Consider the following 24,305-nt stretch of genomic DNA (forward strand, 5'->3'; position numbering starts at 1 on the left):
TTTAAAAAAACAAAGGGTGCGACTACCGGGTTCACCATGGTAAGCGCGCTAAACGGTCGGAGTTGATTCCGTCCAATTGAACTGGAGGAGTTTCATGGCTATTGGTGTTTGGATCAGTCTATTTGCTTACTTTGCGCTCATGATCGCCATCGGCGTTTATGCCATGCGCAGAGCTACGTCTTCATCCGAAGATTACATGTTGGGTGGGCGAGCCCTCAGTCCAAAGGTGGCAGCCCTGTCGGCTGGTGCTTCGGACATGAGTGGCTGGCTGCTTCTCGGGTTGCCCGGGGCGCTGTTTGCATCGGGCCTGGGTTCGGCCTGGATCGGTATCGGCCTGCTTGTGGGCGCGTTCTTTAACTGGACCCTGGTAGCGCCACGTCTTCGAGAACAAACGGTTCACTATGGTAATGCGATTACCATCCCGTCCTTCCTGGCCAACCGGTTCCCGACACAGGCGCTGTCCCTGCGCACCGTATCCGCCATCGTCATCGTTGTCTTCTTCGCGGTCTACACTGCATCCGGTCTGGTTGCGGGCGGCAAGCTGTTTGAAAGTGCGTTCTCCGGCATCTTTAACTTTGGCGGCTTGAGTGACTATGCCGTTGGTATTGTCATCACGCTGGGTGTGGTTTTGGCCTACACCGTGGTTGGCGGCTTCCTGGCAGTGAGCATGACGGACTTCGTACAGGGCTGCATCATGATGCTGGCACTGGTCATCATGCCGGCGGTTGTGCTCTTTGGTGAAGGCGGCGGTGGTTTCGCCCAGGCGTCACAGACACTGAACGAAGTCGACCCCACGCTCCTGTCGTGGACGGAAGGCCTGACGCTCATCGGTTGGCTGTCTGCGGTAACCTGGGGTTTGGGTTATTTCGGTCAGCCACACATCATTGTTCGTTTCATGGCGATCCGTACGCTTGATGAAGTACCGACTGCCCGTAACATCGGCATGTCCTGGATGCTTATCTCCCTGATTGGCGCCGTCTCCCTTGGTGTGTTTGGCCGGGCATACGCGATTCGCAATGGCATGAATATCGAAGATCCGGAAACGATCTTTATCCTTCTCTCGGACCTGCTGTTCCATCCGCTGATTACTGGCTTCCTCTACGCGGCACTGCTTGCTGCGGTCATGAGTACCATCTCCAGCCAGCTGCTAGTGTCGTCTTCTTCACTGACCGAAGACTTCTACCGCCTGTTCCTGCGTAAAGAAGCGACCGACAAGGAATGCGTGGGCGTAGGCCGTGTGTGTGTTGTACTGGTAGGCTTGGTAGCTGCGGTTATTGCCTCCGACCCGAACTCTCAGGTTCTGGCCCTGGTCAGTAACGCCTGGGCAGGCTTCGGCGCCGCATTTGGCCCGCTGATTATCCTGTCACTGATGTGGCCGCGCACAAACGGCGCTGGCGCCATCGCAGGTATGGTTGTTGGTGCTGCCACGGTCATGATCTGGATCTCTCTGGGCTGGAACGGTGAGTTCATGGGTGGTCCTGGCGTGTACGAGATCATTCCTGGCTTCATTGCTGCTTTCATTGCCATTATGGTGGTGAGCTCGGTTACTGAAGATGCCGGTGAGTATCAGCACATCACCCGGTAAACAGGCGCGTTTTCAACGTTCCGAGTAAGATAAGGGGCTCCTTCGGGAGCCCTTTTTTTGTGCGGGAGAGACTGGTTTCTGGGGGTATATCCAATCAGTCAGGTCGGGCACGGTGTGGGGTACCTTTTCTGCCGGGGAAAAGATGTCTGAGCGGAGCGAGTTCTTTTTCCCAGAAGAAAAGGTACCCCGCGGCGGGCCCAGCCCCATCACCAGCAGGCTACTCATGTAAGACCAAAAAAAACGCCAACCCGAAGGCTGGCGTTTCCATGGAGCTAAACCGGAAGGTCAGATCTTAAGCAACGTTCGCTTCAGACGCCTTCTTGGTGTAGTTCTCCATCTGGTCGAAGTTGAGATACTTGTAGATCTCTTTCGACATGCTGTTCAGGTCCTTGGCGTACTCCATGTACTCCGCCGGAGACGGGAGTTTGCCCAGTACCGCACCAACCGCTGCCAGTTCCGCAGAGGTCAGGTACACATTGGCACCATCGCCCAGGCGGTTCGGGAAGTTACGGGTGGAGGTGGACAGCACTGTGGACTTGGCTGCCACGCGGGCCTGGTTACCCATGCACAGGGAGCAGCCCGGCATTTCGGTGCGAACGCCGGCGGTGCCGTAGGTGTTGAAGTAGCCTTCTTCCATCAACTGCGCCTGGTCCATCTTGGTCGGCGGAGACATCCACAGACGGGTCTTCAGCGGCTCCTTGTTCATCTCCAGCAGCTTACCAGCAGCGCGGAAGTGGCCGATGTTGGTCATGCAGGAACCGATGAACACTTCGTCGACCTTGTCGCCGGCGACTTCGGACAGGAACTTGGCGTCGTCAGGGTCGTTCGGGCAGCATACGATCGGCTCTTTGATGTCAGCCAGATCGATTTCAACAACATGAGAGTACTCGGCGTCTTGGTCGGCACGCATCAGCTTGGGATCAGCAATCCACTCTTCCATCTGCTGGGCGCGACGCTCCAGGGTACGCGGGTCGCCATAACCTTCGGCGATCATCCAGCGCAGCATGGTGATGTTGGAGCGCAGGTACTCAGCCACGGACTCTTCAGACAGGTTGATGGTGCAACCGGCTGCGGAACGCTCGGCCGACGCGTCGGAGAGCTCAAATGCCTGCTCAACGGTCAGGTGCTCAAGGCCCTCGATCTCCAGGATGCGACCGGAGAATTCGTTGATCTTGCCCTTCTTCTCAACGGTCAGCATGCCTTGCTTGATGCCGTACAGCGGGATCGCGTGTACCAGGTCACGCAGGGTGATGCCCGGCTGCATTTCGCCTTTGAAGCGAACCAGAACGGATTCCGGCATATCCAGGGGCATAACGCCCGTCGCTGCAGCAAACGCCACCAGACCGGATCCGGCCGGGAAGGAGATACCCATTGGGAAGCGAGTGTGGGAATCACCACCGGTACCGACAGTGTCCGGCAACAGCATGCGGTTCAACCAGGAGTGGATGATGCCATCGCCCGGGCGCAGGGAAACACCGCCGCGGGTGCGGATGAAGTCCGGCATGGTGTGCTGCATTTCCACGTCAACCGGCTTCGGATAGGCGGCGGTGTGACAGAATGACTGCATCACCAGGTCGGCCTGGAAGCCCAGACAGGCCAGGTCTTTCAGCTCATCACGGGTCATCGGACCAGTGGTATCCTGGGAGCCCACGGTAGTCATGTGTGGCTCGCAGTAGGTGCCGGGGCGAACGCCTTTGTCTTCTTCCAGGCCGCAGGCCTTGCCGACCATCTTCTGGCCTAAGGTGAAGCCCTTGGTGCCTTCTTCCGGATCATTCGGCAGACGGAAGATGTCCGTTGCGCCCATACCCAGTGCTGCGCGCGCCTTGGCGGTCAGGCCACGGCCGATGATCAGCGGAATACGGCCGCCGGCCTGAACTTCGTCCAGGATAACCTCTGACTTGAAGCCGAATTCCGAGATGGTTTCACCCGTCTCGTTCAGGATCTTGCCCTCGTAGGGACGGATGTCGATAACGTCGCCCATGTTCAGGTCGTCAACCGGTGCTTCGAAAACCAGGGCACCAGCGTCTTCCATGGTGTTGAAGAAAATCGGGGCTACCTTATTGCCAATGCACACGCCGCCGGCGCGCTTGTTCGGAACACCCGGAACGTCGTCACCGAAGAACCACAGTACTGAGTTGGTGGCAGACTTACGCGAGGAGCCGGTACCGACCACGTCGCCAACGAAGGCAACGGGCAGGCCCTTGGCTTTGATATCGTCGATCTGACTCATCGGGCCAGTAACACCGGGCTCTTCCGGCTTCAGGCCATCACGCTCCATTTTATAGGCAGCGCGGGCGTGTAGCGGGATGTCCGGACGGGACCAGGCATCGGGAGCTGGTGACAGGTCGTCGGTGTTGGTTTCGCCGGTCACCTTGAAAACCACCATTTTGGTGCTTTCAGGAACCTTCTTCTTGTTGGTGAACCACTCGGCGTTGGCCCAGGATTCAATGACGTCCTTGGCAACGGCGTTGCCGGCGTCCATCTTTTCCTTCACGTCGTTGAAGGCATCGAACATCAGCAGGGTGCGCTTGAGCTTTTCGCCGGCCTGTTCGGCCAGTTCAGAATCGTCCAGCAGGTCGACCAGGGTCGCGATGTTATAACCGCCCTGCATCATGCCCAGCAGATCAACGGCCTTCGGCTTGTCCAGCAGGGGAGACGTCGCTTCACCCTTAACAATGGCAGTCAGGAAAGCAGCTTTTACATAAGCGGCTTCGTCCACACCCGGAGGAACGCGGTTCTCAAGCAGATAGACCAGCGTATCTTCTTCGCCGGCTGGCGGGTTCTTAAGGAGATCGACCAGAGCGGCAGTCTGCTCGGCGTTCAGAGGCTTTGGGGGAATGCCCAGAGCCTCGCGTTCTGCAACGTGTTCACGATAGGCTTCTAACACGATATGGACCCTCATCAGTTGGAATGTCCCGCGCCGTGGGCGTCGTTGCCTGGCGGGAGTTTTATGGCGAAAAGGCGCTAAGTTGGCGCTGCATTCTATAGGAAACCCCTTATAAAGTTAAGTTGGACTGTGGTCGGATATTATGGGTCGTTGCGGTATACTGCCGCGCCCGAGAACCTGACTTGCTGTAAACAATGACCAAAGCCCTCGACGAGATTCATGATTTCCTGCCCTGTAGAACACCACAGCGATGGATTGAAAACGCCCTCGCTAATCAGGACCTGATGCTGATTGATCATGCTCATTGTGAGAAAAAAGCAGCGTCCACGGCCCTGAGTTTGATGTATCGCTACGTCGATAACACGGACCTGCTCAACAGGATGTCGCGTCTTGCGCGGGAAGAGTTGCGCCATTTCGAGCAAGTGCTGGCTATCATGAAAAAGCGGGGAGTGAGTTACGGTCACCTGAGCCCGGCTCGATATGCAGCCGGGTTACGGCAGGAAGTACGCACAGAAGATCCCGGTCGGCTGGTGGACGTGCTGATCGTGGGTGCCATTATCGAGGCCCGTTCCTGCGAGCGGTTCGCAGCTCTGGCACCGCATCTGGATGCGACACTGTCGGATTTCTACACCGGACTCCTGAAGTCCGAAGCCCGACACTACCGTGACTACCTGACACTAGCCGAGCACGCCGCAGGGAATTCGGTGGAGGATCGGGTGGCGACCTTCCTCGCGCTGGAGCAACAACTGATTGAGACACCAGACACCGAGTTCCGGTTTCACAGCGGGCCAGTCTGACTGTAACGCGGGATCAAGAGGGTGTCCTGTCGTACAGTAGGCCACGCTCCTCCGGAAGCGGTGGATCCTGAAGTTGCTCGCACAGGTCGATCCAGCGGTCGATGCCGGCGCTCCGATACTTCTGTTTGTGCAGGATGAAATAGAAGGTTCGGTCGAACTGTCGTTCCTCCGGAACCTTCAACGGAACGAGGCTGCCCCGCCTGAATGCATCAGCAAGGCACACCCGTGACAGGCAGCCGATCCCAAGGTTGGCCTCCACCGCCCGTTTGATCGCCTCGGTATGCTCGAGTTCCAGTAGTATGTCCAGGTCTGGAAGCAGGCCGTGCATGCCGCGTTCAAAGGTCTGCCGGGTGCCGGAACCCTGCTCACGCATCACCCAGGTTGCCGAGCGAAGGTCTGCATCCGAAAGCCTGTCCTTCCGGGCAAAGGGGTGGTCCGGGGAACAGAAGACCACCAGCTCGTCGCCTCGCCAGGGTATAACCTCCAGCTCAGAAGATTGCAGTTCACCTTCAATCAGCCCGATGTCGAGTTCGAAATCCTTGACGCGTTGGGCAATGGTGCGGGTGTTGGCTACTTCTAGCGCCACTATCGGGTGGGTAGGGGTATTCATGTATTGGGCCATGACGCCAACAGCCAGATAGTTACCAATAGTGAGGGTAGCCCCGACTTTCAGGGCGCCGACTTCGGTATGCTTGCTGAACGCCTGTTCCAGCTCCCCGGCCTGGGCCAGCAAAGCCTCGACCTTTGGCCGATAGAGACGGCCGAGCTCATTGAGCTGCAGTCGTTTTCCGACCCGGTCAAAGAGCTGGATATCAAACTGGCTCTCCAGTTCTTTCAGGGCGCTACTGGCCGCGGACTGAGACATTGCCAGGGAATCCGCCGCACGGGTGATGTTCTGGAAGTGCGCCGCAGCCAGGAAGACCTCGAGTTGGCGGAAGCTAAACTTCATAATCGATTATTCCGAATAAGGTTATGAAAATATCCCATTTTGTCGATAGGTTACCCTTGGGTTACTATTTACACAATGATTTTTACTTATTTGCTAACGGCTAACGAACGGGCGATACCATGAGCAACCTGAATAAAGAGCGTGTAACAAGTGTTCGTCACTGGAACGACACACTCTTCAGCTTCACCACCACCCGTGATCCGGGGTTCCGGTTCAAGAATGGTCACTTCACAATGATTGGTCTGGAAACCGACGGTAAGCCGCTGATGCGTGCCTACAGTATTGCCAGTGCCAACTATGAAGAGGAGCTGGAGTTCTTCTCAATCAAGGTTCAGGACGGCCCGCTGACGTCACGTCTGCAAAAAATTGAGGTAGGCGATGAGATCATGGTCAGTCGCAAGCCCACCGGTACCCTGATTATGGACAACCTGCTGCCGGGTAAGAATCTTTGGCTGATCAGCACAGGCACCGGCCTGGCACCTTTTATCAGCATCATCAAGGACCCGGAAGTCTATGAGGCCTATGATAAAGTCATCGTGACCCATGGCGTTCGCTACAAGTCCGAGCTGGCGTACCAGTCCGATATTGAGGAGCTGCCGAATAACGAATTCTTCGGCGAAATGGTTGATGGCAAGCTGCTTTACTATCCCACGGTCACCCGTGAGGATTTCCGTAACACCGGGCGGCTGACCGACGCGATGGAAAACGGCAAGCTGACGCAGGACCTGGACCTGCCGGAATTTGATCTGGAAAATGACCGGTTCATGGTGTGCGGTAGTCCCAGCATGTTGAAAGACACCTGCTCCATCCTCAATAACATGGGGTTCAAGGAAGCTCGCCATGGTAACCTCGGCCACTATGTGATCGAGAGGGCCTTCGTGGAGCAGTAAATTCTCCGCGTCGCCAGGGTTAATCCCAATGTCCGCAAAACCCCGAAGTGAGAGCTTCGGGGTTTTTGCATTTTGCGCCAGTCAGAAAGGTGAATTGTGGAATGATTCAGTGGCTATATTTGTCGGTGGCTATCGTTGCGGAGGTCATCGGAACCTCCTTTCTAAAAAGTTCTGAGGGTTTCACCCGTCTGGGGCCGTCGCTGGTTGTGGTGGTGTCCTACATCCTGGCGTTCTACTTCCTGGCGTTGACCCTGAAAACGTTGCCAGTAGGAGTGGCATACGCGGTGTGGGCCGGTGCAGGCGTGGCCTTGATTGCGCTGGCGGGTTATCTGTTTTTCGGGCAGACGCTGGACCCTCCTGCCATCTTCGGCATCGGCCTCATCGTTGCCGGCGTTATGGTAATCAACGTATTCTCAGGCAGTATAGGATGAACGCATTGAGGCAGAGGTGGATGTTTGAAGAAGGCCATGGTGATTCTGGGTATCGCGCTGCTGGTTGCCGCAATCGCCAGTGTCGCCTCCGATCCGGTACCCATTGAGCAGAAACTGATTTCGATCCAGGCCCGGGAGGCATTGCCCGGTTTTGACGATATCGGGGACGAGCCTGTTGACGTCCAGGCCGCCATTCTGGACTTGGGGGACGATCCTCTTTTGCTGCTGAAGGCCCGGGCAGCGCTGATGGCCCACCCTGACATGGCCCGCGCCGTTTTTCCGCTTTATGCGTCAGAGCCGGAATTCCAGGAGGTGTTGCGCACCTATGGAGAAAACGCCCTGCCACCGATTCACTACTTCCTTCGCCAGCCCATCAGCTCCATTGAATGGATGAACAAGGCAGCCCGTCAGTATGAACGCGCCCGGGACTATATCGCTGAGCTCCGCGGCAAGGACCAGAGCGAACGGACGCCGGAAAAAACGGAGCCTTTGACGCCCGAACAGCGGGGCTGGTACGCAGTGAACTTCATCCGCAACGAGGGCCACGATTTTCTCGGGCAGTTCGTGGTGGATGCGAATGGCCAGACCCAGTGGGTGCAGACCGAGAGGATCACAGAAGGGCTTGCCCAGTTCTTCACCAGCGGCGTGCGACAGTTGGAGGCGGATTATAGAACTGGAGAGGAAATCTCCGCCAGTGACATAGGCTGGGCATCGGTGGATGTGTTGGTGTTTGCCAGTGCCGTAAAGGTACTTCGGGCCGGTCGCACGGCGGCGAAGGCGGCCCAGGGTGCCAGGCTTTCAACACGCTCAGCGGCATTGGCTGCCCGTATTACCGGCAGCGGGCGGCTGATTCTCCGCAGCGCCCGCTATGCGAAGTGGCCCCTGATCATTGGCGCTGGCTACCTGGTGGTTGCCCACCCCAGCATCATCAACGACTTTTTTGCCGGGGTGGCCGATGTACTGGGTGTCTCCCCGATGATGGTCCAGCTCGCGGGTTGGTTGCTGATCCTTGTGCCGCTGTTCTATCTGGCAAGCTGGTTACTTTGGCCGGCCATCGCGCTGTTGAAGGGGCTACTTGCGCTGCTCTACCGGCTTGCTGGCCGCAGGCCCGGTTATTTTTCCGGCCTTCAGTAGAGGGTTCCCACCAAAAGCCCCCCGACCATCAAAACGGCGCCGGTAATCCGGCTAAACGTTTGCGGCCAGGGCACCAGTTTCTCCGCCAGGAAATAAAGCGCAAGCACTGCCATCCAGGCCAGGTTCATCACTCCGCCGACGAACATTAGCAGCATCAGCGCCCAGCAGCAGCCGGTGCAGAAGGCGCCGTGGCGGGCCCCCATTGTAAAGGCACCGATTGCTCCGTCGCGCCATTCCGTCATCAGGAAGGTTATGGGTGACTGGCATTTGTTCAAGCAGGCTTGTTTTAGAGAGCTGAACTGGAAAGCCCCAGCGACAACCAGCAGGCAGCCCCCGAGAAGTGGTTCCAGATGGCCCATTGCCGAGGTCATCAGGGTGTTGGCGTGCAATACCCATTGAGCCACGGCTGCGACCGCGCCGAACGCGGCCCAGACGGCAAGGTACCCGGCCATGAAAAGCCAGGTTGGTACTGCGGCCTTCTCGAGCTGACGCCGACGCTGGTGAACCCGGATATAGGTCATGATCATCGGTGCCGCACCCGGAAGCATCATGGCGACCATCATCACCATCCACATGACGGTGCCGAGGCCGAGAAATGACAGACCTGAACCGGCCTTAATAGTCATTGGCATGGCCATATAGGCCCATGCCAATGCGGTCAGGATTCCCAGGGAGGCGCCTATGGCCGCACGCTCCCACGAATGAATCTTAGCCATTGTCAATTCCATCGAAATCACCTCCGGTGTCTCTCCGTTGTCAGGGGCCGGCGTATTCGAATGGGGAGTAGAGCGCTGTCCGCGCGCTCAGATCCAGATCAATGCCGTGATTCTGATGGCGCAAACTCCGGGATTTCGCAACGACCAGTGAGTGGCCCGGAGCTACGGCAAGTGGGTGGTTATCGATCGTGACCTTGCGTCCATTCTGGCCTTCGATCGCGTTGATATCGGCTTCATAGGACGAGCCGATGGTCAGGTGCCGCCCACTATCATCAACGGAAAACCCGATGGGTTGTCTCTCGACAGCAAGAACGTCTCCGATCATGGAGGCCAGCAGTTCCGGGTGGCCGCCGGCCTTGCCGCCGAAGATATTGCCAAGCGCTTCCTGCTGGTGCTCATCGGCGCGTTGGTCAAGGTACAACACAACTTTCCAGTTGCCTTCTGCCATGGGCCCCGGGGCGTTGAGCGCAAGCGCAATATTCAGATCATCAAGCGCCACCTCGCCGTAAGCTCCTTTCTTGATGTGCCAGCCGACCAGGGCAGAGCAGTCGCCTTCTGTCGGTGGCTCCAGGTAAATGCAAGGGCAAGCGCCTTTGCATGTGCAACTCTCCAGATAGTCACCCTGAATTTGCCATTCGGTGTTCATTGTCGCTTCCTTATTCAAATTGAGGGTTGGTTTGCGGTTACTGCTATTGTCAGTTATAGCCCTGAATAGGTGTTTTGAGGTGATGAGGGGATGAGAATATTGTGAGAATGTAGCGGAGGGAGATGATCATGCCGCAACGGATGTCCGACATACTGGCGGCCCGGGCTCACCGAACGTTTGTAGGACGCGATACAGAGCTTGGCGCCCTGGAAACCATGTTGATGCCAAAGGGGCCGAGAGTGTTACACGTTCACGGTATCGCCGGCATTGGTAAGTCCGCGTTGCTGGCGCGTTTCGCAACGATCGCCCGGGCCGGGGGAGCAACGATTATCCTGCTTGATTGTCGCCATGTGGAGCCCACTGAGCAGGGTGTGCTCGGGGCGCTCGCGGAGGCCATTGGTGACACAGGATTGAGTGTTGGGGACATCGCTGATCGGCTGGGGGAGCTGGGCGGAGCTGTTGTACTGGCCTTCGATACCTTTGAAGTATTCAGGCTTCTGGACACCTGGTTGAGACAGGTGTTTATTCCGCTATTGCCCGAAAATGTAAGGGTGGTTCTGGTGGGGCGCCAGCCGCCTACCTCAGCCTGGTACGCGAGCCCGGGATGGGGGTGGTTAATGCGGGCTGTCCCGGTTTCCTCGTTGACCGACAAAGAGGCGGAGAGCTTCCTGCAGGGCCTGGGCCTGGAGCAGGCGGACATATCCCTAATCGCCCGCTGTACTCATGGCCATCCGTTGGCGTTGAAGCTCGCTGCGGCAGCAGTGCGGGAGGCCTCGCCGGAGCAATGGCCCACAGGTGCGCCTTTACAGCGCGCCCTTGACGAACTCACACAGATTTTTCTTGAGGATGTAGGCGATGAGATTACCCGGCGGGTGCTTGAGGGGGTGGCCGTTGTCCGTCGGGTAACCCTGTCGCTGCTGCAAGCGCTGTTTCCGGACGTGCCGCCCCAGGATGCCTGGGAGAGGCTGCGTCGCTTGCCCATCGTGGTTGGCGCCAGCGATGGTCTGTTGATCCACGATGCGGTGCGAGAGGCCATTGCGCGTTCCCTGCATGCGAGTGATCCGGCGCGCTATCTCGAATACCGCCGTTCAGCCTGGCGGCAATTGGCGACAGAGGCGGGCGTTGCCGGTGGCGGTGATCTCTGGCGCTACACCGCCGACATGCTGTTCATGATTGAAAACCCGGTGGTGCGGGAAGCGTTCTTCCCGAGTGGTTCCCCCACGTTCGCCGTAGAGCCAGCCCAGGCGGACGATGGACCTGCGCTGGAGGATATTACCCATACCTGGGAGGGAAGTGAGGCCGCCGGAGCTTTGATGGCGTGGTGGCGTCGTTTGCCCCAGGCATTCTCATCGGTCCGGGACGGTGATGGCCGCATGGTAGGTTTCTACGGCAAGCTCCGTTCGGACGAGCTCCAGCCGGCCTGGCTGCTGGACGATCCGATAGCTGGCCAGTGGTATTCCCATCTCAAACAACATCCCATGCCCCGGGATGCCATTGCCCTGTTTTGCCGCCGCTGGTTGAGCATTGATGACGGAGACTCTCCGGGTGACGTACAGGCAGCGGTTTGGCTGGACCTGAAACGTGCCTACATGGAGCTTAGGCCCAGACTTCGCCGTGTTTACCTGACAGTCCGGGATATGGGCGCCTACGCTGCTGTCGCCAGACGGTTGGGTTTTGAAGTGCTGGAAGATCACACCGTTGTGTTGGATGGCCAACGCTACCATTCTGCCGTGCTCGATTTTGGCCCCGCCTCGGTGGACGGCTGGCTGGCGGACCTTGCAGCTGCGGAGCTTGGCGTTCGGCGTGCGAACGAACTGTTGGACCCGGACGCCCGGGAACTGGTACTTGAAACGGGCAGGGTAGCTCTGACGCCACTGGAATTCGGTGTCATGCGTTACCTGAATGCTCGTGAGGGCAAGGCCGTGTCGCGCAGTGAACTGTTGCGGGATGTATGGGGGACGCGATACGAGGGTGGCAGCAACGTGGTTGACGCGGTGGTTCGCACCTTGCGCAAGAAACTGGGGGATCAGGCTGCCCGGGTCGAAACCGTGTCTGGCGTCGGGTATCGGCTACGGCTCGGTGGGCAGACTAGCGAAGCCAGTTCCGGAGCTTGATCACCAGAAGTTCTGCGTCGGTCAGCGCCCGCCGGCGTTGTAGCAGTTGCGCCAACACAGCCGGTCGGTCAGTAATGATATTGTCCACCCCCATGTCGATAAAACGTGACATCGCCTGCGGCGTATTGACCGTCCAGACATGGAGTTCGTTGCCAGCACGGTGGGTGCGAGCCACCGTAGCGGGAGTGACACGGTTCTGTCGCAGGCCCAGTATGTCAAACTGTTGCTCCCACAGCGGACCAACGATGAATTGTGCCAGCAGGCTGGTTTTCAGCGAAGGCTCCAGTTGTCGCGCTTCGGCCAGGACCCGCCATTCGGCGGCCGCAATCACTGTGTTCTCCACGGCATCCATACGTTGCAGCATATGGACCACCTCCCTGGTCAGGTCGGGCGTCTCCGGAGCGGGCTTCAGATCGAGGTATAGATGGGCTTGTCCTCTGGTGGTTTCAATGACCTGTTCCAGGGTGGCGATTCGCTCATCGCTGAACGCAGGGCCGAACCACGAACCAGCGTCCCGGGCACGGGCCTCTTCCAGGGTGATATCGGAGATCCTGGCGTTCAGGCCGAAGACACGTCGCATGTCGGTATCGTGCCAAAGCACCGGCACGCCGTCCGCGGTCATGCGGATATCCACTTCAACGTAGTCGGCGCCATCCTCAATGGCTTGTCTTATGGCGCTCATGGTGTTTTCCGGCGCCTTGAAAGCACTGCCACGATGGGCAGTGATGGAAACATCGTCCCGGTGGTCGAAGGATTGCAGGACAAACCAGGCCTGGGTAGCGGCGAGGATGATGATTAAAAGCTCTGCTGACCACGCCAGTGGTGAGGCCCGCCGGGGCAGGGTTTGGGTAGTGCTGTGACGGTGGTGACCTGTCGCCTGCCTGTAAACGCTGTATATCAGCATGCTGTAGGCCGCCATGCCAGCAAAGGCGGCGGTGAGGGTGAACAGGATATAGAGCGCGATCAGGCCCAGGGTGACGGGCATCAGCACGCCCATCCGCTCCGGCAGATTCGTTAAGATCTCGCCTCCCACTGCCTGGAACAACCATGTAACCAAGATGGGAATCAGCGCCAGGCCGACCAGGCCTGCGATGATTGCGCCCATCACAGGCAGTCGCTGGCCGTGGACATAGCGGCTACTCTGTCTGAGAGCGTCGCGCGCACCTCTGCGGTCCAGCAGGAGCAGGGGGACCGACAGGACCCAGCGCAGGTAAAGCCAGCCATTACAGACGGCGATTCCCAGCGCTGCGACACCAGATATGCCCAGGAACCACCAGACTTCGGGGGGCCGTTCCAGCTTCAGATAGTAGATGTCGTGGGGTGCGATCAGCCACTGGTAGCTCACCACTATGGCCAGCAGGAGAGGCGCAGCGATCAGTGCATGGCCGCCCAATTGCAGCAGGGTGAGGGTGAGTAGTTGTTTGAAACGTCGCGCAAGAGCCCACAGCGTCGCAATGGCTATCCGGTATTCGCGGCCTCCGCCGGAGGCGGCAATCCAGGTCATGCCTGCCTGTTGCAGGATTACCAGGAGGGCGGTCAGGGTCGCCGTTGCGCTAATCCATAGTAAGCCGCCAGGGGACACCACAAACTGCACCAGCCCGCCAGTGCTGATGGCGGCGTGACCGGTTATCGGCCGAAGCGCTGTCAGGGCGCTGGAAAAGAGCGGTGCAATGGCGGCCAGAACGAGGCCGGTGAAAAACAGGTAAAAGACCAACAGCGCCCTGCGATGAACGTGCAGGAATGCCAGGGTGTGCAGTGCAAGAATCTTCATTCAGGTAGCCGTTCCCATGTCGAAGTTTCAAGCTCAGGGGTCCTCTGCGGGCTTCATGAGGGCTGCCCTGTTGAACAATGCCGTGCGCTCATCGAACGTCAGGAATGGTTCGGCATTCGTCGCCTCAAGCGTGCCAAACAGCCGCTCCGGATTAAAGCGCCAAGTGGTGCAGTCGGTCATCAGTTCGCTGCAGCTCAGGAGCTGTCCCGACTCCCTCAGGAAGTACTTGAGCCCCGTATAGGTATCTGCCAACAGCAGGTCGCGTTGCTGTGTCGGTTGTTTAACCAGCAGGCTCCGGCCAATCATGTCGCCAGCCTTTTTCCCGAGCCCTGTTGCGTCCAGGATGGTAGGTGGAATATCGATCTGCGCCACAATCTGGTCGCGATGGGCGTAGTCCTCCAGCGAGTCGCTGTCAGGAGGACGTACCGCCAATACGCCAACGTTGCTGTTCAGAGGCACGGATTCATGATCCTTGCGAATGAATCCGCCGGACTCATCCGATGTGATAATGACTAAAGTGTCGTCAAGAATGCCGTCGGACGCCAGGTCGTCAAGAAACTGATTCAACGCATCTTCCATGGTTCTCATGGCCTGTTTGCGCGCCTCCTGAGGCTCTGGTGTGATGTCCACGGCGCTCAATTCACCATCCGTTGATTGTTGCTCCGGCTCTTTTCCGATTTTAAACGGGTGATGGGTACCCACGTTCAGCAGGGTGACCATCCAGGGGCCAGGTTTCGCGTCAAGCTGTCTTAGCCGCTGTGCAACGTTGTTGAAATAGATTGGATCGGGTGGCCCCCAACCCTCCACCTCTTCTTTGGGGCCGTTGAAGATCTTTGCGCCGGTGACGTCGATAAAACCGGCCTGCGGCATGAACTCACCCTTCTGCATATAATCCAGCGGCGCGGCCTGCCAGTAGGCCGTATGATAGCCATGTCCCTTCAGGTGTTTGGGCATGCAGTCCACCACAACGCGGCCTTCAGCCACATCAACCATTTTCCGTGATTGCCGGCGGAAGTCCGGGTATTCGCCACACAGGATGGCAAAGGTGCCACGATCTGTCTGGCGCTCCATGCTCAGCGAATTCCGGTAGATACGAAATCCATGACTGCGCAGGTTTTCTTCAAGGTTGGCCAGGGTAACGGTTGGGTCGAGATCGTGATAGCGGCTCAGGCTTGGGAAATAGCCGCCGGACATCCCCTCAATCATGACCAGCAGCACGTTGGGGTGGTCCCTCACAATGGGGGCGGCAACCTGATGACGAAAAAAGCTCGCCGTCTGCAGGGTTTTCAGGGCTTTTTCAGACCCGTTGAGGTCCTCGTCTTCCGTGGATAGTGTCGGGGCGAGTGGCCCGATGATCGCCCCTGGTATCTGGGCGAAAAAGCTGGCGACAACGTTGTTTGCGGGCGTTGTAAGGCTCTGGAACGACACGCCATAGACCGCGGCCACGAGCACCGCAGCCACCACTTGCCCGGTCCTGCCCACCGGCAGTGCTTCGGTGTCGATACGACGGTGCTGCCAATGAAGAATCCAGGCAAGGGAAAGGTAGACGGGAAGCCAAAGCGCGTGAATGTTGATCAGGCTGCCAGTCACAAAGGTCGGATCAACGCCCTTGCCAATCAGTGACAGCTGGAACAGGGTTCCGTGAACGGTAAGGTGCATGCCGGCAACAAACGTTGCGCATCCCAGAACCACGACCAGAATAACCCTGGAAATGCCTCTAGTGATGCACAGCAAAACAGCGAGAACAAACGCACCGGCCAGGTCGCCGGCAATCATTGCCAGAGGATCGGGAACGACACCGCTTTGCAGCACATAGCTCGCCCTGACAACAACCAGCCAGCAGAAAGCCAAAACCAGTGTCTGGCGGAAATGTCTGGCCAGGAGCCCAGAGAAAAATGTCATAGTGTGGTCCGGTATCGAGCGGCGGTTGAGGTCGTCAGCATTGGCGTGAAAGGCCGGGCGCCAAACAAACAGGTTATCGCTACCGGCTGGAGGCTGGCAATGTCGCGGAACGTTTATGAATCACTGGTAATCGGATGGCTGATCATTTTTACCCTGTCAGGGTGCTCCAATGAATTGGACCCCACGCCTGCGGGAGCAGAATCGACAAGCGTGCAGGACCTAAGCGCACCTACGATTACGCTAAGTGACGCTGAACTCGACTGGGTAGGGCAGCAGATTTTTCGAAATGAATGTTCTGCGAAGAAAGCCTGCCTTGTGCACTGGAACAAAGGAGAAGCCTTTCCGTCGCTCGGTATCGGGCATTTTATCTGGTATCCGTCGGCAGTGGAGGGGCGGTTCGTAGAAAGCTTTCCCGCACTGATTCGGTACATGGCCAAGCGTGACGCACCATTGCCCCGCTGGCTTGCACGGCTGGATCCATTTGACGCGCCATGGCCCGACAGAGCCGCTTTTCTCGAGGTCGCAGATTCTGCCCGTGTTGCTGAACTGAGGGAGTTTCTGCTGGCGACCCGGGATCTCCAGGCCGGCTTTATTGTCCAGCGGGCAAGTAGCTCCCTGTTACGCGTCATACAGGCAGCTCCTGACGCCCAACGAGCACGTGTAAAGCGGCACCTTGAGGAACTGGTCAGCACGTCCGGCGGGGTTTATGCCGTCATTGACTATGTGAACTTCAAGGGGGAGGGGTTGTCCGCCACGGAGCAATACAACGGTGAAGGATGGGGGTTGTTGCAGGTCCTTCTTGCCATGAAAGGCGATGACCGGCCGACCCTTGACCAATTCCGAAGCGCAGCCGCTGAAGTATTGACCCGTCGGGCCGGGAACGCCGACGCTCCGATCGAACGAGAGCGCTGGCTGGCGGGCTGGCTCAGTCGTTTGGAAAGCTATCGGGAGCCGGATCATACTTTGGTCGCACCAAAATAATTCCTGAAAACTGGTTCAATTCGCGAACGCCTTCTACTTTATAGGGAAGTGGTTGAGAAATTGCCTGCCCTATGGTCTGTCAGCGCGTGCTGATGTGAGGCATTCGCTGCACAAAGTTGTGGCCCGTAGAGGTTGAAGGCGGTATTCGAGGCTGCTTATTTGATAAAACAAATACTATAAATCAACACGTTGGTATATCTGGCTCGTAAATTGCTCATATTCAGTGCACCTCTAACCAACGGAATTTTGGAGATAAGATAATGAAGAACGCCAAGTCGATTGCCGTCGGCGCAGCCATGCTGTGTGGAGTTTTTACCGCTTCGGTTGCTAGTGCGGCTACGACGCTTGAAAGCGTCAAGGAAAAAGGGCATTTGCAGTGTGGTGTCACAAGTGGTCTTCCGGGGTTTTCACAGCCGGACGACAAAGGTAACTGGACCGGTATAGACGTCGACACCTGTCGTGCCGTTGCCGCTGCGGTTTTTGGGGACGCGCAGGCAGTCGAGTTCACGCCTTTGACCGCGAAAGAGCGTTTCACCGCACTCCAGTCGGGTGAAATAGACATGCTGTCCCGTAATACCACGTGGACTCTTACCCGGGATGCATCGCTGGGTCTCAACTTTGCCGGTGTTAACTACTACGACGGTCAGGGCTTTCTGATAAACAAAGGTATTGGCGTGGACGATGCCACCCAGCTGGACGGTGCGACTGTTTGTATCCAGGCCGGTACAACTACCGAGCTCAACCTGTCGGATTACTTCCGGGCCAAGGGCATGGAATACAAGCCCATTGTGTTTGACACCTCTGAACAGACGGTCCAGGGCTTTGCGTCCGGTCGTTGTGACGTGCTGACCTCAGACCGTTCGCAGCTTGCGGCACTTCGCTCCAAGTTGTCTGATCCCGATTCCGCCAAGATCCTTCCCAACACCATCTCCAAGGAGCCTCTTGGACCGGTTGTGCGCCAGGGGGATGATCAGTGGTTCAACATCGTGAAGTGGGTATTGTCTGTGCAAATCAACGCGGAAGAGCTGGGTGTTACCAGCGACAATGTTGATGACATGATGAAATCTGACAACCCGAGTGTCCAGCGCCTACTGGGCACTGACGGCGACATGGGGGCCAAGCTTGGCCTGCCGGATGATTTTGGTGCCAAGGCCATCAAACAGGTTGGTAACTATGGCGAGATGTACGATCGTAACGTAGGCCCGGACACTCCGCTTGGCCTGGATCGGGGCATCAATGCCCTGTGGACCGAAGGCGGTGTTATGTACGCGCCTCCGGTACGTTAATACCTGAAAGCACCCAGTGGGCGCGCTCCCGTTGGAGCCGCCCACTGACATCTGTGATTCGTTTCGTCGCGGGCTAGCTTTCCGGGAACATGCATGAAAAAACAAACCTTTGATTCCAAACCTGCGGGGCCAAAGCCCTGGTACGACCCGCGGGTTCGCGCTATTTTTTTCCAGGTAGTAGCCATTGCCCTCGTCTTCTGGGGTGGCTGGATTCTTATCGACAATACGCTTTCCAATATGGAAAGCCGTGGCATAAGCACCGGTTTCGGGTTCCTTGATGAATCAGCCGGGTTCGGCATCATCATGAGCCTGGTCCCCTACGACGCCACCATGTCGTACGGTCGAACCTTTTGGGTCGGCCTGACCAATACCCTTCTGGTGTCGGCAATGGGTGTGGTGACCGCCACTATCCTCGGTTTCATCATCGGTGTCGCCAGGCTTTCAAGCAACTGGCTGGTTGCCAAAGTCTCACTGGCGTACATCGAAGTGATCCGCAACATCCCCCTGCTGCTGCAGATTTTCTTCTGGTACTTTGCGGTGCTCAGTAGCCTGCCTTCACCGCGACAAAGCGTGGACGTCGGCGGCGCCTTTTTCCTCAACAACCGTGGCCTGTATGTGCCGGAGCCGGTGACTCAGGATGGCTTTGGTCTGGTGTGGGGAGGCGTTCTCGCGGCCATTGCAGCCGTCATTGGCATTCGTATATGGGCCAAGAAGCGCCAACTGGCGACCGGAGCGATTTTCCCAACGTTCAAGGTGGGCGTGGGCATCCTGGTTCTGGTTCCGATAATGTCGTACCTCCTCGCCGGTCAGCCCCTGGAATGGGATTTGCCAGCGCTGAAGGGCTTCAATTTCGGTGGTGGCATTTCCATCATTCCGGAACTGGCGGCGCTATGGATTGCCTTGTCCCTGTACACCGCCAGCTTCATCGCGGAAATTGTGCGGTCTGGCATCCTCTCGGTCAGCAAGGGGCAGACTGAGGCATCGAAGGCACTAGGCCTTCCGAATGGTCTTACGCTCAGGTTGGTGGTGATTCCCCAGGCGATGCGGGTGATTATCCCGCCGTTGACGAGCCAATATCTTAACCTGGTGAAGAACTCCTCACTCGCCACGGCCATCGGTTACCCCGATCTGGTCGCGGTGTTCATGGGAACCACGCTGAACCAGACCGGCCAGGCCGTGGAAGTTGTGGCCATTACCATGGCTGTTTATCTCACCATCAGCCTGTTGATCTCCCTGTTTATGAATATCTATAACCGGGCTGTAGCGATTAAGGAGCGATGATGGCTGAGTCAACCATGAAGGCGCCGAAAAAACGCATTGATCCTGTCCGGTGGGCGCGGGAGAACCTGTTTTCAAGCTGGCACAACACGATTCTGACCCTGTTGGTGGGCTACCTGATCGTGACCAGCGTGGGTCCCTTGCTCAATTGGGTATTGCTGGATGCGAACTTCCAGGGCAGTGACCCGAGTGACTGTACCGGAGCGGGGGCCTGCTGGCTGTTTATCAATCAGCGGCTTAATTTCTTTATCTACGGGTTCTACCCCGAGGAATTCCAGTGGCGCGTGGACATTATGTTCGGCCTGACCGGGCTGCCGATTGTCGGCTACTTCCTGGTTCCGGGTGGCGTATTTGGCCTGGAGGAGGTTCAGAGTTCGAAGTGGGGTGGGCTGATGCTGACGCTGATTCTGGCGTATATCGGCATCATTGCCTCGCTGCCGATTGGCACCTTGCTGGCACTGGGACGTCGCTCCGAGATGCCGATCATCCGTGGGCTTTGTGTGGTTTTCATCGAAGTGTGGCGAGCAGTTCCGTTAATCACAGTACTGTTCATGGCCTCGGTGATGCTGCCGTTGTTCCTACCGGAAGGTATGAACTTCGAGAAGCTGGCGCGCGCGCTCATCGGCATCACGCTCTGGCAGTCCGCCTATATGGCGGAGGTCATTCGTGGCGGCCTGCAGGCCATTCCCCGTGGACAGTACGAAGCCGCCAGTGCGCTGGGCCTTGGGTACTGGAAGAAAACGGGACTGATCATCCTGCCCCAGGCGCTCAAGCTCGTTATTCCTGGCATCGTTAACACGTTTATCTCGTTGTTCAAGGACACAACGCTGGTGCTGATTATCGGGCTGTTCGATATTCTCGGCACCGTTCAATCGACGGTTACGGACCCCGCCTGGCAGAACGTGGCTGTGGAGGGGTATGTCTTTGTGGCGTTCTGTTTCTGGGTGTTTTGCTTCGGCATCTCCCGATACAGCCAGAACCTTGAACGCAAACTCGATACCGGTCACAGAACCTGATGGGTAAACCAATGACAGAACAAACGCAAACTCCTGAAACACAATCGTCACCGTCCTCAGACGTTGGCAAGTCCGACATTATTCGGGTGGAGGGCATGCACAAGTGGTACGGCGATTTCCACGTGTTGCAGGACCTCAACCTGACAGTCCGCCACGGTGAGCGGATCGTTATATGTGGCCCATCCGGTTCGGGTAAATCCACGTTCATTCGCTGCATTAACCGATTGGAAGAGCATCAGCAGGGCAAGATCATTGTCGACGACGTGGAACTGACGGACGATGTGCGCCAGATCGACAGCGTCCGGCGAGAGGTTGGCATGGTGTTTCAGCATTTCAACCTGTTCCCGCATTTGACGGTGCTCGAGAACTGCTGCCTGTCACCGATCTGGGTGCGGAAAACGCCGCGCAAGGAAGCCGAGGCCACGGCGATGGAATACCTGGAGCGGGTAAAGATCCCGGACCAGGCCAACAAATTTCCAGGCCAGCTTTCCGGCGGTCAGCAACAGCGGGTGGCTATCGCCAGGGCGCTGTGTATGAAGCCGAAAATCATGCTGTTTGACGAGCCGACGTCCGCGCTGGACCCTGAGATGATCAAGGAGGTGCTGGACGTCATGATTGAACTGGCCGGTAGCGGCATGACCATGTTGTGCGTCACCCATGAAATGGGCTTCGCCAAGACGGTGGCTGACCGGGTGATCTTCATGGACGGCGGTGAAATCGTTGAAGAGGCGCCGCCTCACGATTTCTTCAACAACCCGCAGGAACCCAGAACCCAGAAGTTCCTGAAGCAGATCCTGCAACACTGAACGGCCTGCAACACCGAACGGAAGGAGCCGGGCATCGCCCGGCTCTTTTACAGGGGGTGTTTGGTAAGAACCGGTTCCTTATCCGGCTCTACCTCCAGCCACCAGACGTTCTCGTCCCAGTCTCCCAGCACAATCCGCTTTGCCGGCTTACCGCCTGCCTCCAGCTCGTGAACCGCCGGACGGTGGGTGTGGCCGTGGATCAGGCGTTGCACCCCGTGCGCCTCCATTTCCTTCACCACCTCATCCTCGGTGACGTCCATAATGAACTCTTCCTTGCCCTGGTTCTTGGCCATGCTGATTTCCCGTAATTGACGGGCCATCTGCTGACGTTCGGCCAGGGGTCGTTGGAGGATCATCTGCTGCCATTGCGGGTTGCGCATGTTGGCACGAAACTTCTGGTACTCCACATCCGCGGTACACAGACTGTCACCGTGCATCAGCAGGGTGGGCGTGCCGTAAAGGTCCACCACCGTCGGGTCGTCCAGCAAGGTGGCACCGATTCGGTTGCAGTACTCCTCGCCAATCAAAAAGTCCCGGTTTCCGTGCATCAGGAACAACCTGGTGCCCGAGTCGCTGACCGCGCGCAGTGCCGTCGCAATCTGCTCCTGCAGGGGCGTTCGTTCGTCATCGCCAATCCAGGCTTCGAAAAAATCGCCGAGAATGTAGAGTTGCTCCACCCCTCGGGCCTTTTCTTCAAGAAATCCCAGAAATGCAGTGGTGATGTCGGGGCGAGACTCTTCCAGGTGTAAATCTGAGATGAACAGCGTGGTCACGCCGCGCCTCCATCCCCTGTGATCTCGGCTTTCTCGATCACCACGTCCTCAGCTGGCACATCCTGATGGCCTGAGCGCATAGTGGTACGCACAGCGCGAATGGCGTTTACTGTTTCCATGCCTTCCACAACCTTACCGAAAACGCAGTAGCCCCAGCCTTCGGCGTTTTCCGCAGTGTGATCAAGGAAGCCGTTGTTCTCGACGTTGATGAAGAACTGCGCCGTGGCGGAGTGCGGGTCCATGGTTCGGGCCATGGCAACGGTACCCTGCATATTGCTGAGGCCGTTGTTGGCTTCGTTTTGAATGGGCTCGCGGGTCTTTCGCGGGGTCATGCCCGGTTCAAAGCCGCCACCCTGAACCATGAAGTTGCTGATGACACGGTGGAAAATCAGCCCGTCATAGAAGCCGTCACGAACGTACTGTTCGAAGTTTTTGGCGGTCTCGGGGGCATTGTCGTAATCCAGTTCCAGAGTGATGTCACCGTGGGAGGTTTTCAGCAGAATCATCAGGGTTTCCTGTTCAAGTAGGTATTAAAAGCAACGTGGCTGTTATTGTACTGAAGAGTTTGTACGCGTGCATGAGTTAGGCAATGATTTGTGAGTATAATACGCGGTTTCAGATACACACCCTACGATTGAGATTGTATGAGCGCCGAGTCCAAGAAAGCCCATAACTTCATCCAGAGCCTGATCGAAGACGCCGTTGCCAAAGGCGAACACACGGGTAAGGTTGTGACCCGTTTTCCGCCCGAGCCGAACGGTTATCTGCACATCGGCCACGCCAAATCCATTTGCCTGAATTTCGGCATTGCGGAAACCTTTGACGGCGAATGCACGTTGCGGTTTGATGATACTAATCCGGAAAAGGAATCCCAGGAGTACATTGACTCCATCAAGAAGGATGTTCATTGGCTGGGTTGTGAATGGAGCGGAGAGGTTCGCTACGCTTCGGACTATTTTGACGCCATTTACGACTTCGCCGTTGAGCTGATTGAAAAGGGCAAAGCCTATGTGTGCGCGCTGACTGCCGATCAGATGGCCGAGTACCGCGGCACGCTTAAAGAGCCGGGCCAGAACAGCCCCTATCGTGACCGTCCGGTAGAAGAAAACCTTCAGCTGTTCCGCGATATGCGCGCCGGTAAGTATCAGAACGGTGAGCTGGTGTTGCGCGCCAAAATCGATATGACCTCCCCGAACATCAATCTGCGGGACCCGATTCTGTACCGGATTCGCTACGCCGACCATCACCAGACTGGCGATAAATGGTGCATCTATCCGATGTACGACTTCACCCACCCGATTTCCGACGCCATGGAGGGGATTACCCATTCCCTGTGCACCCTGGAATTCGAGGATCATCGCCCGTTGTATGACTGGGTGCTGGACAACATCTCCGCTCCCTGCCAGCCACGGCAGATCGAATTTGCCCGGCTGAACCTCAATTACACCATCACCAGCAAGCGCAAACTCAAGCGTTTGGTGGATGAAGGCTTTGTGGATAGCTGGAATGACCCACGCATGCCCACCATCTCCGGCATGCGCCGTCGTGGTTATACCCCGGAGTCCATCCGCACCTTCTGCGACATGATAGGTGTCAACAAGGCCGGCGGTACCGTGGATATGGGAATGCTCGAGCACGCCATTCGCGAAGACCTGAACACCCGTTCGCCTCGCGCCATGTGCGTAATGCGTCCGTTGAAGGTGACACTGACCAACTACCCGGAAGACAAGACCGAAACCCTGGTGTTGCCGGTTCACCCCCAGAACCCGGACATGGGCGAGCGTGAAGTGACCTGGAGCCAGACCCTGTACATCGACAGGGAAGACTTCGCGGAAGAACCGCCCCGTAAATGGAAGCGTCTTGCTCCGGATCAGGCGGTGCGTCTGCGTGGCGGATACGTCATGACCTGCCGTGAGGTTATCCGTGACGACAGCGGTGAGATTGTTGAACTGAAATGTGAATACGATCCAAATACCCTGGGCGTTAACCCCGAAGGCTACAAACCGAACGGTGTCGTTCATTGGGTGTCGGCCACTGACAGCGTTGAGACGGATATCAATCAATACGACCGCCTGTTCAACCATGAGTCGCCGGACAGTGATAAAGAGACTGACTTTGTGGACCTGATCAACCCGGAATCTCTGGTGGTCCTCAAAGGCGCCAGAGTAGAGAAGAGCTTGGCCCAGCCCCGTACTGATTTGCCATATCAGTTCGAGCGTGAGGGGTATTTTTTCTGCGATCAGGAACTGACTGCGGCAGCAGGACGTCCGGTCTTCAACCGCACAGTGACCCTCCGGGATTCGTGGGGCAAGGGCAAGTAAGTTCGGTGATACATTTATTCAA

Annotated in this window: 20 protein-coding genes; 12 read left to right on the top strand and 8 right to left on the bottom strand. The window is 57.3% G+C overall.

Translation table 11 applies throughout. From position 1 onward, the window contains the following. The first annotated feature begins 94 nt into the window (after nucleotides 1-94). Nucleotides 95-1,585, top strand: coding sequence for a sodium/proline symporter PutP (gene putP / locus SIC19_RS17405; RefSeq protein WP_085680104.1), 1,491 nt, complete (start codon nucleotides 95-97; stop codon nucleotides 1,583-1,585). 292 nt (nucleotides 1,586-1,877) lie between these two features. On the opposite strand, the gene acnB is transcribed toward putP, so the two are convergent. Next, on the bottom strand, nucleotides 1,878-4,472 hold the full coding sequence (acnB, locus tag SIC19_RS17410; RefSeq protein WP_127402401.1) for a bifunctional aconitate hydratase 2/2-methylisocitrate dehydratase: 2,595 nt from the start codon (nucleotides 4,470-4,472) through the stop codon (nucleotides 1,878-1,880). Between the two features lie 194 nt (nucleotides 4,473-4,666). Between acnB and SIC19_RS17415 the strand changes: the two genes are divergently transcribed. Next, nucleotides 4,667-5,269 carry a tRNA-(ms[2]io[6]A)-hydroxylase gene (locus SIC19_RS17415; RefSeq protein WP_127401592.1) on the top strand — a complete coding sequence of 201 codons (603 nt, stop codon included), beginning with the start codon at nucleotides 4,667-4,669 and terminating at the stop codon, nucleotides 5,267-5,269. Nucleotides 5,270-5,282: 13 nt separating this feature from the next. Here the strand turns inward: SIC19_RS17415 and SIC19_RS17420 are convergent, their stop codons facing one another. Next, on the bottom strand, nucleotides 5,283-6,218 hold the full coding sequence (locus SIC19_RS17420; protein ID WP_127401590.1) for a LysR family transcriptional regulator: 936 nt from the start codon (nucleotides 6,216-6,218) through the stop codon (nucleotides 5,283-5,285). Between the two features lie 119 nt (nucleotides 6,219-6,337). Between SIC19_RS17420 and SIC19_RS17425 the strand changes: the two genes are divergently transcribed. From SIC19_RS17425 to SIC19_RS17435, 3 genes are all read left to right on the top strand, one after another. Continuing rightward, a complete protein-coding gene (locus SIC19_RS17425) occupies nucleotides 6,338-7,108 on the top strand; it encodes a ferredoxin--NADP reductase (RefSeq protein WP_127401588.1) in 771 nt (256 codons plus the stop codon). A 101-nt stretch (nucleotides 7,109-7,209) separates the two neighbouring features. After that, the gene (locus SIC19_RS17430; protein ID WP_127401587.1) at nucleotides 7,210-7,539 is read left to right on the top strand and encodes a DMT family transporter; all 330 of its coding nucleotides are present in this window, start codon (nucleotides 7,210-7,212) and stop codon (nucleotides 7,537-7,539) included. Nucleotides 7,540-7,563: 24 nt separating this feature from the next. After that, nucleotides 7,564-8,673, top strand: a complete 1,110-nt coding sequence (locus SIC19_RS17435) for a hypothetical protein (protein ID WP_228712242.1) — start codon at nucleotides 7,564-7,566, stop codon at nucleotides 8,671-8,673. On the opposite strand, the gene SIC19_RS17440 is transcribed toward SIC19_RS17435, so the two are convergent. Together SIC19_RS17440 and SIC19_RS17445 are read right to left on the bottom strand one after the other, a co-directional pair. Next, complete coding sequence (locus SIC19_RS17440) at nucleotides 8,667-9,389, bottom strand: DUF2182 domain-containing protein (protein ID WP_185906446.1); 723 nt, start codon at nucleotides 9,387-9,389, stop codon at nucleotides 8,667-8,669. The genes SIC19_RS17435 and SIC19_RS17440 overlap by 7 nt on opposite strands. A 40-nt stretch (nucleotides 9,390-9,429) precedes the next feature. Further along, on the bottom strand, nucleotides 9,430-10,035 hold the full coding sequence (locus tag SIC19_RS17445; protein WP_127401583.1) for a DUF1326 domain-containing protein: 606 nt from the start codon (nucleotides 10,033-10,035) through the stop codon (nucleotides 9,430-9,432). Between the two features lie 128 nt (nucleotides 10,036-10,163). Here SIC19_RS17445 and SIC19_RS17450 point away from each other — a divergent pair, with 128 nt between their 5' ends. After that, entirely contained in the window at nucleotides 10,164-12,149 is a 1,986-nt protein-coding gene (locus tag SIC19_RS17450) for a winged helix-turn-helix domain-containing protein (protein ID WP_127401581.1), read from the top strand. Here SIC19_RS17450 and SIC19_RS17455 read toward each other — a convergent pair. Further along, nucleotides 12,124-13,920, bottom strand: coding sequence for a glycerophosphodiester phosphodiesterase family protein (locus SIC19_RS17455; protein ID WP_127401579.1), 1,797 nt, complete (start codon nucleotides 13,918-13,920; stop codon nucleotides 12,124-12,126). The genes SIC19_RS17450 and SIC19_RS17455 overlap by 26 nt on opposite strands. 33 nt (nucleotides 13,921-13,953) lie before the next feature. Further along, complete coding sequence (locus SIC19_RS17460) at nucleotides 13,954-15,822, bottom strand: LTA synthase family protein (protein WP_127401577.1); 1,869 nt, start codon at nucleotides 15,820-15,822, stop codon at nucleotides 13,954-13,956. Nucleotides 15,823-15,921: 99 nt separating this feature from the next. On the opposite strand from SIC19_RS17460, the gene SIC19_RS17465 reads away from it, so the two are divergent. The 5 genes from SIC19_RS17465 (at nucleotide 15,922) to SIC19_RS17485 (ending at nucleotide 21,189) form a co-directional block, all read left to right on the top strand. Continuing rightward, nucleotides 15,922-16,803 (top strand): hypothetical protein, encoded by an 882-nt coding sequence (locus SIC19_RS17465; protein ID WP_227544180.1) that lies wholly within the window; start codon nucleotides 15,922-15,924, stop codon nucleotides 16,801-16,803. Between the two features lie 260 nt (nucleotides 16,804-17,063). Next, nucleotides 17,064-18,089, top strand: a complete 1,026-nt coding sequence (locus tag SIC19_RS17470) for an amino acid ABC transporter substrate-binding protein (RefSeq protein ID WP_091641437.1) — start codon at nucleotides 17,064-17,066, stop codon at nucleotides 18,087-18,089. Between the two features lie 93 nt (nucleotides 18,090-18,182). Next, nucleotides 18,183-19,370, top strand: a complete 1,188-nt coding sequence (locus SIC19_RS17475; protein ID WP_091641434.1) for an amino acid ABC transporter permease — start codon at nucleotides 18,183-18,185, stop codon at nucleotides 19,368-19,370. Next, on the top strand, nucleotides 19,370-20,383 hold the full coding sequence (locus tag SIC19_RS17480; RefSeq protein WP_412535548.1) for an amino acid ABC transporter permease: 1,014 nt from the start codon (nucleotides 19,370-19,372) through the stop codon (nucleotides 20,381-20,383). The genes SIC19_RS17475 and SIC19_RS17480 overlap by 1 nt, the downstream gene beginning before the upstream one ends. 95 nt (nucleotides 20,384-20,478) lie before the next feature. Continuing rightward, nucleotides 20,479-21,189, top strand: coding sequence for an amino acid ABC transporter ATP-binding protein (locus tag SIC19_RS17485; RefSeq protein WP_087149016.1), 711 nt, complete (start codon nucleotides 20,479-20,481; stop codon nucleotides 21,187-21,189). A 47-nt stretch (nucleotides 21,190-21,236) separates the two neighbouring features. On the opposite strand, the gene SIC19_RS17490 is transcribed toward SIC19_RS17485, so the two are convergent. Beyond that, complete coding sequence (locus tag SIC19_RS17490; RefSeq protein ID WP_085680119.1) at nucleotides 21,237-21,962, bottom strand: UDP-2,3-diacylglucosamine diphosphatase; 726 nt, start codon at nucleotides 21,960-21,962, stop codon at nucleotides 21,237-21,239. Next, complete coding sequence (locus SIC19_RS17495) at nucleotides 21,959-22,468, bottom strand: peptidylprolyl isomerase (RefSeq protein WP_085680121.1); 510 nt, start codon at nucleotides 22,466-22,468, stop codon at nucleotides 21,959-21,961. Before SIC19_RS17495 ends, SIC19_RS17490 begins: the two co-directional genes overlap by 4 nt. Nucleotides 22,469-22,606: 138 nt before the next feature. Between SIC19_RS17495 and SIC19_RS17500 the strand changes: the two genes are divergently transcribed. Continuing rightward, entirely contained in the window at nucleotides 22,607-24,283 is a 1,677-nt protein-coding gene (locus SIC19_RS17500) for a glutamine--tRNA ligase/YqeY domain fusion protein (protein ID WP_085680123.1), read from the top strand. Nucleotides 24,284-24,305: the final 22 nt, after the last annotated feature.

The sequence above is a fragment of the Marinobacter sp. MIT930201 genome, assembly GCF_047122665.1.
GTDB lineage: Bacteria > Pseudomonadota > Gammaproteobacteria > Pseudomonadales > Oleiphilaceae > Marinobacter > Marinobacter salarius.